13 protein-coding genes are annotated in these 13,941 nt (G+C 37.3%); 5 read left to right on the forward strand and 8 right to left on the reverse strand.

Annotation, left to right across the window (positions count from 1 at the left end):
• Positions 1-120 precede the first annotated feature (120 nt).
• From ACRPLY_RS22685 to ACRPLY_RS22700, 4 genes are all read right to left on the reverse strand, one after another.
• On the reverse strand, positions 121-915 hold the full coding sequence (locus ACRPLY_RS22685) for a SurA N-terminal domain-containing protein (protein ID WP_033580669.1): 795 nt from the start codon (positions 913-915) through the stop codon (positions 121-123).
• A gap of 259 nt (positions 916-1,174) precedes the next feature.
• A complete protein-coding gene (locus ACRPLY_RS22690; protein WP_154974271.1) occupies positions 1,175-2,167 on the reverse strand; it encodes a Gfo/Idh/MocA family protein in 993 nt (330 codons plus the stop codon).
• Between the two features lie 168 nt (positions 2,168-2,335).
• Positions 2,336-2,500: a hypothetical protein gene (locus ACRPLY_RS22695; protein WP_224980780.1), complete on the reverse strand. Its 165-nt coding sequence runs from the start codon at positions 2,498-2,500 to the stop codon at positions 2,336-2,338.
• 30 nt (positions 2,501-2,530) lie between these two features.
• Positions 2,531-2,923, reverse strand: coding sequence for a DUF5365 family protein (locus tag ACRPLY_RS22700; protein WP_325077418.1), 393 nt, complete (start codon positions 2,921-2,923; stop codon positions 2,531-2,533).
• Between the two features lie 155 nt (positions 2,924-3,078).
• Here ACRPLY_RS22700 and ACRPLY_RS22705 point away from each other — a divergent pair, with 155 nt between their 5' ends.
• The gene (locus ACRPLY_RS22705; RefSeq protein ID WP_047751693.1) at positions 3,079-3,990 is read left to right on the forward strand and encodes an RluA family pseudouridine synthase; all 912 of its coding nucleotides are present in this window, start codon (positions 3,079-3,081) and stop codon (positions 3,988-3,990) included.
• Positions 3,991-4,027: 37 nt separating this feature from the next.
• Here ACRPLY_RS22705 and ACRPLY_RS22710 read toward each other — a convergent pair whose 3' ends face one another.
• Together ACRPLY_RS22710 and ACRPLY_RS22715 are read right to left on the reverse strand one after the other, a co-directional pair.
• The gene (locus ACRPLY_RS22710; RefSeq protein WP_432232120.1) at positions 4,028-6,046 is read right to left on the reverse strand and encodes a methyl-accepting chemotaxis protein; all 2,019 of its coding nucleotides are present in this window, start codon (positions 6,044-6,046) and stop codon (positions 4,028-4,030) included.
• Between the two features lie 141 nt (positions 6,047-6,187).
• On the reverse strand, positions 6,188-7,063 hold the full coding sequence (locus ACRPLY_RS22715) for a cation diffusion facilitator family transporter (protein ID WP_432232121.1): 876 nt from the start codon (positions 7,061-7,063) through the stop codon (positions 6,188-6,190).
• Positions 7,064-7,395: 332 nt separating this feature from the next.
• Here ACRPLY_RS22715 and ACRPLY_RS22720 point away from each other — a divergent pair, with 332 nt between their 5' ends.
• Entirely contained in the window at positions 7,396-8,352 is a 957-nt protein-coding gene (locus tag ACRPLY_RS22720) for an L-lactate dehydrogenase (RefSeq protein ID WP_013081626.1), read from the forward strand.
• 62 nt (positions 8,353-8,414) lie between these two features.
• Entirely contained in the window at positions 8,415-9,995 is a 1,581-nt protein-coding gene (locus tag ACRPLY_RS22725; protein WP_033580673.1) for a lactate permease LctP family transporter, read from the forward strand.
• Positions 9,996-10,092: 97 nt separating this feature from the next.
• Here the strand turns inward: ACRPLY_RS22725 and ACRPLY_RS22730 are convergent, their stop codons facing one another.
• On the reverse strand, positions 10,093-11,085 hold the full coding sequence (locus tag ACRPLY_RS22730) for a zinc-binding dehydrogenase (RefSeq protein ID WP_154974264.1): 993 nt from the start codon (positions 11,083-11,085) through the stop codon (positions 10,093-10,095).
• A gap of 413 nt (positions 11,086-11,498) precedes the next feature.
• Here ACRPLY_RS22730 and ACRPLY_RS22735 point away from each other — a divergent pair, with 413 nt between their 5' ends.
• The gene (locus tag ACRPLY_RS22735; protein WP_033580675.1) at positions 11,499-12,029 is read left to right on the forward strand and encodes an IseA DL-endopeptidase inhibitor family protein; all 531 of its coding nucleotides are present in this window, start codon (positions 11,499-11,501) and stop codon (positions 12,027-12,029) included.
• A gap of 340 nt (positions 12,030-12,369) precedes the next feature.
• On the opposite strand, the gene ACRPLY_RS22740 is transcribed toward ACRPLY_RS22735, so the two are convergent.
• Complete coding sequence (locus ACRPLY_RS22740) at positions 12,370-12,639, reverse strand: hypothetical protein (protein ID WP_028414328.1); 270 nt, start codon at positions 12,637-12,639, stop codon at positions 12,370-12,372.
• Positions 12,640-12,766: 127 nt separating this feature from the next.
• Between ACRPLY_RS22740 and ACRPLY_RS22745 the strand changes: the two genes are divergently transcribed.
• The gene (locus tag ACRPLY_RS22745) at positions 12,767-13,909 is read left to right on the forward strand and encodes an AI-2E family transporter (RefSeq protein ID WP_013081622.1); all 1,143 of its coding nucleotides are present in this window, start codon (positions 12,767-12,769) and stop codon (positions 13,907-13,909) included.
• Positions 13,910-13,941: the final 32 nt, after the last annotated feature.

Below are 13,941 nucleotides of genomic sequence, written 5' to 3' on the forward strand. Positions count from 1 at the left end.
CACTTTTCACCTTATAAGTCAAAATACATTAAAATCTTTCACGCACCCCTTTTTACTGACAAGAAGCAATAAATGTACATAACAAAAAAACGGCCCTTTAAAGGGCCGTTTCATTTGTATTTAAAGCTTCACTTCAACTTTTGCATTTTTCTTAAGTTCTTCAACTTTTTTCTGTAATGCTTCTTGTTTCTTTTGTTGTTCAAGCTGCTGCTTAATTTGAGGCTTTACGTCTTCAAGCTTTGGCATTTGAGATTGTTCTTTACTGCCGCTTGCTTGACTTTGGCTTTGTTTTGCAAATTGATCGTAATAATCTTGAATTTCCTTATCTGTTACTTCAGGTGTTTGGATATCTTTATCTACGTACTGCTGATATTTAATGCTGTCAGCCAGCTCAGACTTTAATTGTGATTGAGTGATTCCTGCATCTTTTAAAGCCGCTTTGAACTGTTTATCTGTTTTGAACTGCTTTTTCGTTTCTTTTAACTTTTTATTTACTTCTTCATCAGTTGCTTTATAGCCTTTGTTTTCAGCTTCTTGCAATAGCAGCGTTTGACCTACTAAATTGTCAATTGTTTGCTGCTTTACTTGTTTAGCTGCTTCTTTAGAAGTTGGGTCTTGTCCCATTTGTTGGTACTGATTTTGTGATGTAGCCAGGGCTGCATTATATTCTTCACCCGAAACTTTTTTACCGTTTACAACTGCTACGGTTTTCTTTTCATCTACTTTTTGTTTATCTAATTTCTTCTGCATTTCTTTTGCTTGCTTTTCCTGCTTTTCCTGAGCCTCTTTTTGCTTCTCAGTTTGTGCAGTTTTTTGATCATCGTTCTTTGATTGCTTTGCATCATCGTTTGAACCACAAGCTGTTAAAGCTGCAGCAATTAACCCAATGAGCAATGTATACATCAGTTTTCTCATGATTAATCTCCTTTCATAATCCCAAACGATTATTAGCTATTCGAAAAAATCATCTAGGGGGCATTGTATATGATATAGGCGTAAAAAGAAACCATTTAGGCTAATTTTAAACATATGTAATAAGATTGAAACGTTTTGTAATCTTATGAAAGGTAAATGCTTTCGTTTATACGACCTGTCTAATCATAACATTATTTAGTATGATTTACATAATTTACAGTAAGCTATTCATCGTACATTCTTTTCTTTAAAGCTTTCTTTACATTAAAGATGACAGTATTTGATCACATAATCTCATCGTTTTTACATTGTCGCTCCCACTGGAAAGAGGTTCTTGGTCATTTGTACAACACTCAATAAAATGAGCCATCTCTCCAACAAAACCACGAAGGTAAAGATCTCGGTAAGCTCCCGACATCGGTGAAGCAGAAGGTGTAAACACACGATCGTTTTCTTTTAATGATTTCCACGGTAATTCATCAAAAGTCTGGGATTCGTGAATAGTTAATGAATTTATTTCGTCAACAAAAGCAAAGCCATCGTCAAATGTCACTAATAAGTTTTCACTTTCTCGAGACCATGCTGTCATGCCAGTAAAATACAGGCTCCCTACAGTGCCATTGTCAAACTTCAGCGAAATACTATTTGAAATATATTCACCATGATTATTTCTGAACCCTGTCACGTGAACGACTTCGCCGAACAAGTGACGGACGAGATCAACAATATGTATGGCAGCAAGCTTCATAAACTGCTCTTCATCTTTACAAAAAGGGGTACTGTCTACAGCAAATCTTGCTTGAAATGAACGGACACTTCCTAGGCTACCTTCTTCAATTAATTCTTTTAACTTCATATAACAAGGCGCATAGCGCTTCATAAAACCTACCATAACTTTTACGCCAGCTTGCTTAGCAGCATCTGAAATCTCTTTTGCTTCTCTTTTATTCATCCCCAAAGGCTTGTCCACATAAACATTTTGTCCTGCTCGAATGCAATCCAGCACCAAAGCAGGATGATCTTCAGGCTGTGCCACAACCACTACTCCATCGCACTTTTCTTGCTTTAGCATTTTCTTATAATCATCGTACGGCGTACCGCTGCTCCCAAATCGTTGAAGAGCAGTTTTTGATCTTTCGATACTGCGTGTGGAAATTGCTTTAATTTCTGCTCCCGCTTCAATAACAGAGGGGTAAATGTTCGTTGATGCGTGAAAGCCTGCACCAATAAAACATAATTTTGCTTTTGTCATGTTTTCGCTCCTATTTATTTTTTGATGGATTTATACAAGTTTGACCATATCACAAGCTCTTTTTGAATGTCCAATAGAAGTCTGAAATATATGATTAAAAAGAGGCCGGTACAGAACTAAATGAATCCAACCTAAAGACGAACAAATGAGATACATGAACTGAACCGCTTATGACACCGCCGTTGATTTCCATGCAAGGCTTCGCTTTCCGCGGGAGTCTTCGCCTTGCCCTTCAATCAACTGCTGGAAGGACGAAACAGATGAAGTTGTATTCACCATAAAAAAAAAAACGAACCACTCATCAAACTTGCTGATCAATAGTTCGTTTTTCACTTAGGCTAAAATACTTTTCTCCCAGCCTCTTTAATTTATGTATGAATTATAAAACGATTCATACGAATACGTAATCAAATTGTTTTCTTTTGCAAAACACTCAATGGAAACAGGAAATAAAAACCCGTATTTTTTTAAAATTGCAATATTTTTTTCGAATTGCTCGCAGTCGCTTTCTTCAATCGGCCGATGTTGAATCGCTTCAATTACGGCAATTATTGTCTGAAGGCTACTAATGACTTGCAATGCTTCATCGAGTAAGCCATTATATAAATGGTCTGTACAATAATCTGGATTTAATAATTCATCAGGATTAAGCTTATCTACAGATACATACCGAGGTAACAAATCATAGCGAAGCTGTTCAGTCAACTCTTCTATGTATTTCTCCATTTCTGGCGGAGCTGCTTGGGCAATTTTCATGGTTACCCCCCCTTTTTTCTCTTAACTTATGTCTCTTTATTTAGCATAACATAAACATAAAACGAGAACTTCAGGTAGTTATTTCCTCCTAATTATTTACAAGTTCTTTTTAAAGATTAAATGATATTTACTAGTATGTAAGGAAGGGATTAAATATGAGTATACACGGCCAATGGCTAGAAGATAAAATTGCAAAAAATGATGCAGGGCAAACAATTGAAGATTATTTAAAAACGAAATGGCGTATTCCTAAAAAAACGCTGCATCAGTTTCGGATGAATAAAAATGTGCTTATAAACGGTGAACCTTTACCATGGAGGAACACTCTTAAGGAAAATGATAGAGTGTCACTCCCTTTTTTTGAAGCAGAACCTGATGAAATAACACCTTACAATGTTAATATAGAGATTTTGTTTGAAGATGAACACGTGCTAATTGTAAACAAACCAATAAACCTAAATACTCATCCTTCATCAGAGCAGGACCAAAAAACTCTTTTAAATGCTGTAGCTGCTTATTTTCAAAAAATAGGCCTCAAAACAAAGCCTAGACACGTTCACCGTTTGGACAGCGATACATCAGGTGCTATCTTATTCACGAAGCATTTTGTAGCAAGCTCTGTGTTTGACCAGCTGCTGGCTGAACGTAAAATTAACCGGACTTATGTTGCTCTTGTCCAAGGACTCATGAAACAAGAGCAAGGAATCGTTAATGAACCTATTGGACGCGATCGCCATCACGCTACGAGAAGAAGAGTATCTAGAACGGGACAAGCTGCCAAAACATCTTATCGCGTGTTAAAGCGCAATATGGCAAAAAATGAAACGCTTATTGAACTTTCGCTCGAGACCGGACGCACTCACCAAATACGTGTTCATATGAGTCACATCGGCCATCCATTACTTGGTGATACGCTTTATGGCGGAAAGAGATTAAAAGATCAGCAGCAAGCTTTACATGCCATTAAGCTTTCTTTTATACACCCGTTTACACATCAGCGCGTGTCAGCTGTTGCACCTCCTGATCAGCAGGTTTTTTTACCGTACAGCAACTTGTTTTCCTATTAAATAAAAAAGAGCGCCAATATGTTATTGGCGCTCTTTTTTATTTAATTTTAAATTGACGAATCAAGTTCGCTAATTCTTCACTAATCTCTTGCAGATGTTCAGCCGATTGAGAAACAGTAGAAATAGCTCTAATTTGTTCTTCTGTAGAAGCCGTAATTTCTTCAGTTCCCGCAGCTGATTGCTGTGCAATAGCTGCTATGCTTTGAATGGCCGCTACCACGTCTTCCTTATGCTCATCAATACTGTCCATGCTGCTTGTCACATGTTCGACAGCCGCCGCCACTTGTTCAATCGTGGTTGCAATTTCATGAAAAGCTTGTTCTGTATCTCCTACGACAAAATCTTGAGACTTTGAAAGCTCTTCTGTCCGGTTGCATTCTTCACGCGCAGCTGCGACTTCCCCTTGAATCGCTGCAATCGTGTGGCGAACTTGTTCAGTAGCCTGAGAGGACTGTTCAGCAAGCTTTCGCACCTCTTCAGCTACTACCGCAAATCCTTTGCCATGTTCTCCTGCGCGTGCTGCTTCAATACTAGCATTTAGTGCAAGTAAATTTGTCTGATCTGAAATACTATTAATCGTAAAAATAATAGATTCAATTTCTTTCATCTTACTTGTTAATTCTTCCATTACAGTTTGAACAGCGTGAATCGTTTGAGACGATTCAGTAGTTTGGTTGCGAAGCAGCTGCATTTGTTTTAAACCTTTTTCATTGATGGTTACAGCTTCAATCGTCATTTTATTAATCTGGGCATTTTGTTCAATGACTTCTTCAATTTGCGAAGATAAACTCATCGTTTTGTGATTAGTAGAGTCAGCATCAGAAGCCTGCTGCGTGGCGCCGCTGGCAATTTCATGGATAGCCCGGCCAATTTCTTCACTGGATGCAGTTGCTTCTTCAGATACAGCACTCAAGTCTTCAACGGACGTTTTTACTGTCTCAACAGACGTCTGAACCGTGCCAATCAATGTTTTCATTTTAGCTACCATGTCGTTAAATAAATGAGTAAGCTCACCAATTTCATCTTTTGATTTCGTCTTCACCTGAACTGTTAAATCGCCAGCTGTTACTTTGGCTACTTCGTTTTTCAAGCGGCGAATTGGATTAGTAATGATTCTTGAGAAAAAGATGGTTAACACCACTGATAATAAGATGCCAATTAACGCAATCCAGACAATAACAGTCAGTAAATGATGAGCGCTTGAGAGCATTTCATTATAAATAAAGGCATTTCCTATCTTCCAATTCGTTCCTTCGAGAGTATCATATGCCATCACTCTCTCTTCACCTTGAAAGGTATACTTCATGAAATCTCTATTTCGGTCTGCTTCGTACATTTTTTTCATAAATGGCTGATTCATTAAATTTTTTCCAGATTCTGTTGGATGGACGAGCGCTGTGCCATTTTGATCAAATAAAAATGCATACCCACCGTGATTTACTTCTGCCTTACCTACAATGTTTTTTAATGCATCTAAGTCTAAATCAGTAGCTATAACACCCAGCACCTTTTTAGTATCTGGATCTAAAATAGCCTTTGCAATCGTCACAACCGTCTTTTTTGTTGCTGCATCTTCATATGGATCCGTATAAATTACTTGATCAGGTAATGCCACTGCTTGTTTGTACCAAACTCTTGAAGTCGGGTCATAACCTGATCCGTACTCTTGCTTAGGAACAGAATACATTCCTTTATTTTTTGTGCCTATGTATTCAAGTGCCAGGTTCGGATATTTTTCTTTAAACTGCGTAAACTCTTTTTGAACCGTATTCCATGTAAAATAAGGATTTTTCTCTTGATTTGTTTCATTTCCTTCCTGCTTAACAAAATTAACGATTACATCGTTCTCACTGTACGTCAGCAAAGAACGACTATACATGTCTAAGTACGTATGAATCGTTTCTTTTAACTCTTTCACTTGACTTTGAGACTGAATCTCTACATCTTTTTCTATTTGTGTTTTGGTAAATTGATAAACAGCCCCTGAAACAACTAATAATAAAATAGCTATAAAAATACTAAAAAATACTACGAGCTTTGCACTTAACCTCTTCATTCCCTCACCCTTCTACAAAAATCTTTATATTACTAATAACGGCTTTTCATTTTCATTTTTGAAGAAGTTTTTGTGATTTATTTCAAATTTCTCCAAAAATAAAACCAGCCCATCCTTTCATAACGAAAGAACGTGCTGGTTTTATTTTTGCTTTTCGTATGCATCAGGTTCAATATGAACAAGCGTATCTTTAATCTGATGCTCATCGTTCATCATATGTTCAATTTGATCAGCAATTTCATGGCTTTTAATAACATTTAAATAGGGATCTACTTTAACAGTTACATCAATCACGACTTGATTACCAAGCTTGCGCGCTTTCACATCTTCTACTTCTTTTACACCTTCTACAAGCCCAATGCTTTCTTTGTAGTGCCCTAACTTTTCTTCATCAAATCCGTCCGTTAAGGAGTGAGCCGCTTCTTTAAAAATCTCGATGGCTGTTTTACAAATAATAATTCCCACAGCAAAAGCAGCTACCACGTCCAGCCAGGGCAGGCCGAATTGTGAGCCGAAAATTCCCACAACAGCCCCTATACTCACAAGTGCATCAGACAAATTATCTTTAGCAACCGCATATAAAGACTGGCTATCAAGTTTTTTAGCAAGCTTAATATTATACCGGTAGACACCACCCATAACAGCAGCCGCTCCAAGACCTACCCAAGCAGCCAGTAAATTAGGCGCTTCAGATTTGTCCATAAATAATGACTGACCCGCGTCGACCAATACTTCTAGTCCGATGACCATCATGATAAAAGAAGCAATAAGTGAAGAGATATGTTCCGCTCTGGAATGTCCATAGGGATGATCATTATCGCGAGGTTTTTTAGAGATTTTTAAGCCGACTAAGACGGCAATTGATGCAATAATATCTGTAACATTATTAAGACCGTCGGCTTTTAAAGCAGAGGAAGCGGTGACACCCGCAATAATAAGTTTACATGCTGATAAAAAGATATATGATAAGATACTAACCCAAGCGCCTTTTTGGGCTTGCTCATAGTAGTTCTCCATCCCTTCCACTCCTTTATTCAAAATAAGCAAACTTAGTGTAACAAATGGATTTCGTGTGGGTCTATAGAAACATTATTGGCTGTTAACATACAAATAGAGAATGTTAAACTCTTTAGCTTTCTGCAAAACAAGTTGCCTTTACTCAACACTTTAAACGTTTAAGATCTTTCTAAATGTGGCACTTCATGTAGAAGAACCCTTTTTTAAATCGCCCTGTAAAATTGTTTACTATTTTTTTAAGGGTGTGATTTTTATCACAGCCGAGGGTATTTATTCTTGTTACACTAACATTGTGAAAAATATCACAAAATAAAATTCAAAGGATGATACAAATGAAAACACAATTTACACCAAAGACACGAAAAGTTGCCGTTATCGGAACTGGTTTTGTTGGCTCAAGCTACGCTTTTTCAATGGTGAATCAAGGTATTGCCAATGAATTAGTGTTAATCGATATGAACAAAGAAAAAGCAGAAGGCGAAGCACGCGATATCAATCATGGAATGCCATTTGCCACACCGATGAAAATCTGGGCTGGAGATTATAAAGACTGCGCTGATGCTGATTTAGTAGTTATTACAGCGGGCGCTAATCAAGCTCCAGGGGAAACGCGCTTAGATCTAGTTGAAAAAAACGTTAAAATTTTTGAATGCATTGTAAAAGATATTATGAACAGCGGATTTGACGGCATCATTTTAGTGGCAACAAATCCAGTTGATATTCTCGCACACGTTACACAAAAAGTATCAGGATTACCAAACGAACGAGTAATTGGTTCAGGAACGATTCTTGACACAGCTCGCTTCCGCTACTTGTTAAGCGACTATTTCGAAGTAGATTCTCGCAACGTCCACGCTTATATTATGGGGGAACATGGAGATACGGAATTTCCTGTTTGGAGCCACGCGCAAATTGGCGGTGTGAAGCTCGAACATTTTATCAATACTGCTGCTATTGAAAAAGAGCCGGATATGCAGCATCTATTCGAACAAACACGCGATGCGGCTTACCATATTATTAATCGAAAAGGAGCGACTTATTACGGAATTGCGATGGGACTTGTACGCATAACCAAGGCTATTTTAGATGATGAAAATTCTATTTTAACGGTATCTGCTTTATTAGAAGGACAATACGGTATTTCTGATGTGTATATCGGCGTGCCGGCTATCATTAATAAAAACGGCGTGCGCCAAATTATTGAATTGAATTTAACTCCTCACGAACAGCAGCAGCTCGAGCACTCTGCTAGCATTCTTAAGCAAACTCGCGACAGAGCTTTTGTGTAACATCAAAAGATTTTTGCGGGGGACTCCCCCGCTCCCTTGTTTTAAATATGTAGTAGAGGTGTATGAATATGACGTGGACTCAAGTATATAATCCGTTAAATAATATTTGGCTTTCTGCACTAATTGCACTCATCCCCATCATCTTTTTCTTTATTGCTTTAACTCTTTTGAAATTAAAAGGACACATTGCTGCTGGTATTACGGTACTTCTTTCTATGATTATTGCTATTTATTTTTATGATATGCCTGCCTCAATGGTCTTAGGAGCCACAGGCTATGGGTTTTTGTATGCACTTTGGCCCATCAGCTATATTATTATCGGCGCGGTGTTCTTATACAAGCTAACTGTCAAAAGCGGACAGTTTACTACCATTAGGCAATCTATTATTTCAATAACCGATGACCCCCGCTTGCAAATGCTGCTTGTTGCTTTTTCCTTTAATGCTTTTTTAGAAGGAGCAGCAGGATTTGGAGCTCCAATTGCCATTACAGCAGCGCTTCTAGTTGGACTTGGATTCAAACCGTTAAAAGCAGCGGCGCTATGCTTAATTGCTAATACAGCTTCAGGAGCTTTTGGCGCCATGGGGATTCCTGTCATTGTCGCAGGACAAGTATCTGGCATTGATCCAAAAGAAATTGCTCATTTTCTTGGCACGCAGCTTCCGATTATTTCTTTTCTTATCCCTTTTTTACTGGTCTTTATTATGGATGGGATAAAAGGATTAAAAGACGTATGGAAAGCAACGAGCATCACAGCCATTTCCTATGCACTGACGCAGTATTTAACTGTTACATACATCGGCCCTGAACTTCCAAATATCACATCTTCTATTGTGAGTTTGCTTGCTCTTGCTTTTTATATTAAAAGAACAAGCCCGGCAGCAGCTAAAAGCTTCAGCCTGTCACCAAAACAAATTTTAAAGGCTTGGTCTCCTTTTATTCTATTAACGATACTCGTTACGGCTTGGAGCATTTCTTTTGTCAAAACGGCGCTTGAACATCTGAACCTGCTTATTAACGTCCCATTTTTACACAATCACGTAATTAAAGCAGCGCCTTTAGTAAAAGATCCTACGCCTTACGCTGCTGTCTTAAAAATAGACTTATTTGCAGCAACAGGTACGGCAATTCTTATCGCTTGTATCCTTTCAGTTTTCTTGCTTAACGTATCGGCAAAAGTGGCATGGACCACTCTTTTGGAAACCGTAAAAGAACTATCAAGACCTATTATGACGATTATGATGGTCATTGCTTTTGCTTTTATTTCAAATTATTCAGGACAGTCCTCTACACTTGGATTGGCACTCGCTACATCAGCTGCTTATTTTCCATTTTTATCTCCATTTCTTGGCTGGATTGGCGTATTTCTAACGGGGTCTGTCGTATCGAATAATGCGCTGTTCGGCAACTTGCAGCTAACTACTGCTCAGCAAATTAATGTCTTGCCAATTATTCTCGTAGCGGCTAATACTGCCGGCGGCGTGATGGCTAAAATGCTTTCTCCTCAATCAATTGCTGTCGCTGCTGGAGCAGTAGGTTTAGCCGGAAAAGAGGGTGAACTGTTTAAATACACGCTCAAATACAGCATGGGATTTTTGATACTAGGAGGATTTGTTACCTTTTTATTGGCTTGGTGGTTATGATAAAAAACTGCTAAAAATCCTGTTATTACCTTGTTTCTTTCATTTAAACAAACGTTTGATTATATAAAAAAGTCCCCAGTTAGCGCCGGGGATTTTTTTATTCTGAAATAAGTAAACCTATATTGCCAAATTGTTTTCCTTTATCTAATCGTTCGCAAGCTGCAGCTGCCTCTGACAGCGGATAGAATCTATCGACGATTGGTTTAATTTGATGTTTCTCTATAAAATCCATCATGTCCACAAATTCTTCCTGACTTCCCATAGATGTGCCAAGTATATTGAATTGAGGATAAAAAATAGTTCTTAGAGGCAATTCAACTTCATTTCCAGAACTCGCACCAAAATTAACAATTCTTCCATTTGGCTTTAGTATTTCAAAATACGTCGGAAATAAAGCTGCCCCCACACTATCAAGTATGATATCTACTTTTCTATCGTTGATTTCTTCTTTTAGGTTACTTCCACTGTCTAATGCATAATCAGCTCCGTACTCTAGGGCTTGCTTTCTTTTTTCATCACTTCTAGAAGTAACCGTTACGTCAGCTCCGATAGCTTTTGCGAATAACAAGCCATAAGTCGCGACTCCGCTCCCTATACCAGGAATAAGTAGATGTTCTCCTTTTTTTAACTGCCCTTTTGTAAAGAGAGCTCTATACGCAGTTAAAGCTGATAATGAAAGAACTCCCGCTTGTTTCCAAGATAGATAAGGCGGCTTTTGCACAACATTATCCGCTTTTATGATTACATACTCTGCAAACGTTCCATTCGATGGACCACCTAAAATTTTAGGCGTAAACGGAATGTCCTCTATACGATCCCACTCCAGACTTGGATTAATGATCACTTCTATTCCAATTTTTAAACCTTTTACGCCTTCTCCCACTTCTTCTATAATACCTGCACCGTCTGAACCGGGAATAAACGGCTTATCTCCTTTGCCTCGATTATTCATAACAAATAAATCTCTCCGGTTTAAACCTGCTGTTTTTAACCTTACTTTTACTTCTCCTCTTTCAGGGGGCATCTCCTGAAGATCTCTGTAATTCATGCCTGCTATACCGCTTTTCTCACTATGTATAATGACTTTCATGATTTCGCCTCCTCTTAATCTACTCTACTAAAAAGCTCAAAACCGCAAAAGAAATATGCCCAAAAAAAGGAAAAAAACTTTTAAAATCGCTTTTTCACCGTTTTATCTTTATTTTTCTGTATCCTAAAAGTATTCAGCTTCTTTTATTACAGTTTTGTTACAAAAAAGATTATTTGTAACAAAACGAATATAAAATAGAAAAATCGGTTTAAAAATCCTGATAAATCAACATTTACCCGCAATTTATTTACTATATCTACTTCAGAAACTAGTAAAAATCTAAAAAAATTTAAGAAAAAAAGACAAAACACTTTCTTTTATTACAGATTTATTGTAATATAAATGTAACAAAAGAAATATAAAACACATAATCGTTACATAAATAAGGTTAATTAATTAGGAGTGAGTTAGAAATGAAAAAAATTGGACTAGTTTTATCATCAATCGCTATTTTCTTTACACTAAGCACTGGAGTTACAGCACAAACAACATCTTCAACACTAACGGATGCAAATGCTGTCAAAATTGCAGCTAGTGCCAGCAATCATTTCTGGAGTGCTCTGCACGGTTATAAAAACAAACCATGTACAGAACGTACATTTGAATATAAAGGAACTGAGTACGTGTACCTTTGCCCTGAATTTGATACAAAAGCTGAGCTATCAAGCTACTTATCTGAGACATTTACAAATAGTGCAGTAGAAAAAGGATTAACAAATTACGGCTATATCACATATAACGGCAAACTTGCACATCCAATCGGCGACGGATTCAGCATGTTAGAGTGGTCAAAAGCAAAAACAAAGCTTGTGTATCAAACAGCAACAGTTCGCTCTTATGAATTCACAGTTCCAACTGTAGATGGCGGCAGTGTAAAACGAACTGTCACATTCTATAAATCTAATTCTCAGTGGAAAGTAAATAAATTTGACGCTGTTCAATAATAAAAAAAGCAGGCCTGCTTGAGCAGACCTGCTTTTTTCTTTTTGATCGATAACATAAATAAAACTTCTACTTACAGCGCTCTAATAGCTGTAAATAGAAGTTGAGATCACAAGTTTAAGTAAATCAAATTTTGTCGAATCCTGTAGAAACATTGATAAGTTACGTTTTATATTACAGGCTAAATTGCTTGTTGTCAACATGATTTAACAAAAAGATAAATCGACATATACTAAACATATCAAAGACTTTTTGATATCGCAGTTGGCAGACATTATTCTATACATATATCAATGCAAGCAAGAAAGAAGCGCTCTTCATTTCCCATTAAAAATAAAAACATTAGCTTGGATTTTGTTCATGTTCCTTTGGGTTATCATGTACAGGGTGCGCCCCTGGGAATAACCTTTGAGCTTTTTCATGAAGGTTTTTGTTTTCATAATTAAATGCGCTATACGTTCGCTGCCCTTCTTCCCATGAAGTAGATTTCCCCAGTTTTTGATTAACCGGAGAGCCGAAGGGACCGTCTGGAAATTCTTCAGCGGTTATATACTCGTGGCTTTTTTCTACTGTAGAGAAATCACGATACGAGGGCTGTTTGTCTTCTTTCAATGATTTCACCCCTTCTTTCTAGAAGATTTTCTACTAGTATGCACACTTCTTTGTAAAAAACCCTCTTAAATTAGTCTAAATCAGGGTATGATAACTATACATTTACTTTTTAAAGGAGTTGAACAGCTTGGAACCTAGACCTCAGAAAGGAACTTTTTTCCGAGAAAAAATCTTAAATAATAAATTTGTTGTATATACAATTATTATTTTTATTCTCAGCATGACTATTTTTTCGTTATCAAAAATCGGATTTATTTTAATTCCTATCTCTATTTTTATTAAAACAATCGCACTGCCGATTATCTTAGCAGGAATTTGCTTTTATTTATTTAATCCGCTTGTTGACTTTTTAGAACGAAAAGGTGTAAAACGAATTATTTCCATTCTTGTTTTATACATAGTGATTATCGGCGCATTAGCCATTATTATTTCATCGGTTATTCCGCCTCTAAAAAATCAAGTTGACCGTCTTATTGATAATATCCCAGAGCTGACGCATGACGTTCAGCATGCGGTGACGAACCTTTCGAATAACCGATATGTCGAACAAGGTCTTCAGTCGGCTAACACGGACCTAGATAAGATTTCAAAAGATGCATCAAAACACTTGAGTAAATATGTTTCTGGATTTTCAAGCGGTATTGTGAACTTTGTCGGCACCATTACAGAAATTATATTATCGGTTGCCGTTTTACCCTTTATTCTTTTCTACTTATTAAAAGATGGGAAAAACTTACCTAATTACATTGTAAAACTGCTTCCAAACCGCTCTCGTTCTGAAGCTAAATTCATTTTAGCCGACATGAACCACGCATTAAGCGCATATATTCGCGGGCAAATTTTTGTTGCGATTTGTATAGGTGTACTGCTTTTCATTGGCTATCTGATTATTGGGTTAGATTATGCATTACTTCTAGCGATTATCGCCATGGTAACCAATGTTGTCCCTTACCTTGGTCCTATTATCGCCATTATTCCAGCCATTATTATTGCGTTTATTACGTCTCCTTTCATGCTTGTAAAACTGGCCATTGTCTGGGCAGTTGTTCAATTGCTTGAAGGCAAAGTAATCTCTCCGCAAATTATGGGAAGAAGCCTGGATATTCACCCGATTACGGTCATTTTTGTCATTCTAACCGCCGGAAACTTATTCGGAATCATCGGTATTATTTTAGCCGTTCCTGGATATGCCGTTTTAAAAGTTATTATTACGCATATTTACCAATTCATCCGTTTGAACTCTACTATGTATCCAGATAAAAAAGCATAATAAAAAGCCCATCGATTTTCGATGGGCTTAAC

Source organism: Priestia sp. TGN 0903 (assembly GCF_050846855.1).
Classification (GTDB): domain Bacteria; phylum Bacillota; class Bacilli; order Bacillales; family Bacillaceae_H; genus Priestia; species Priestia zanthoxyli.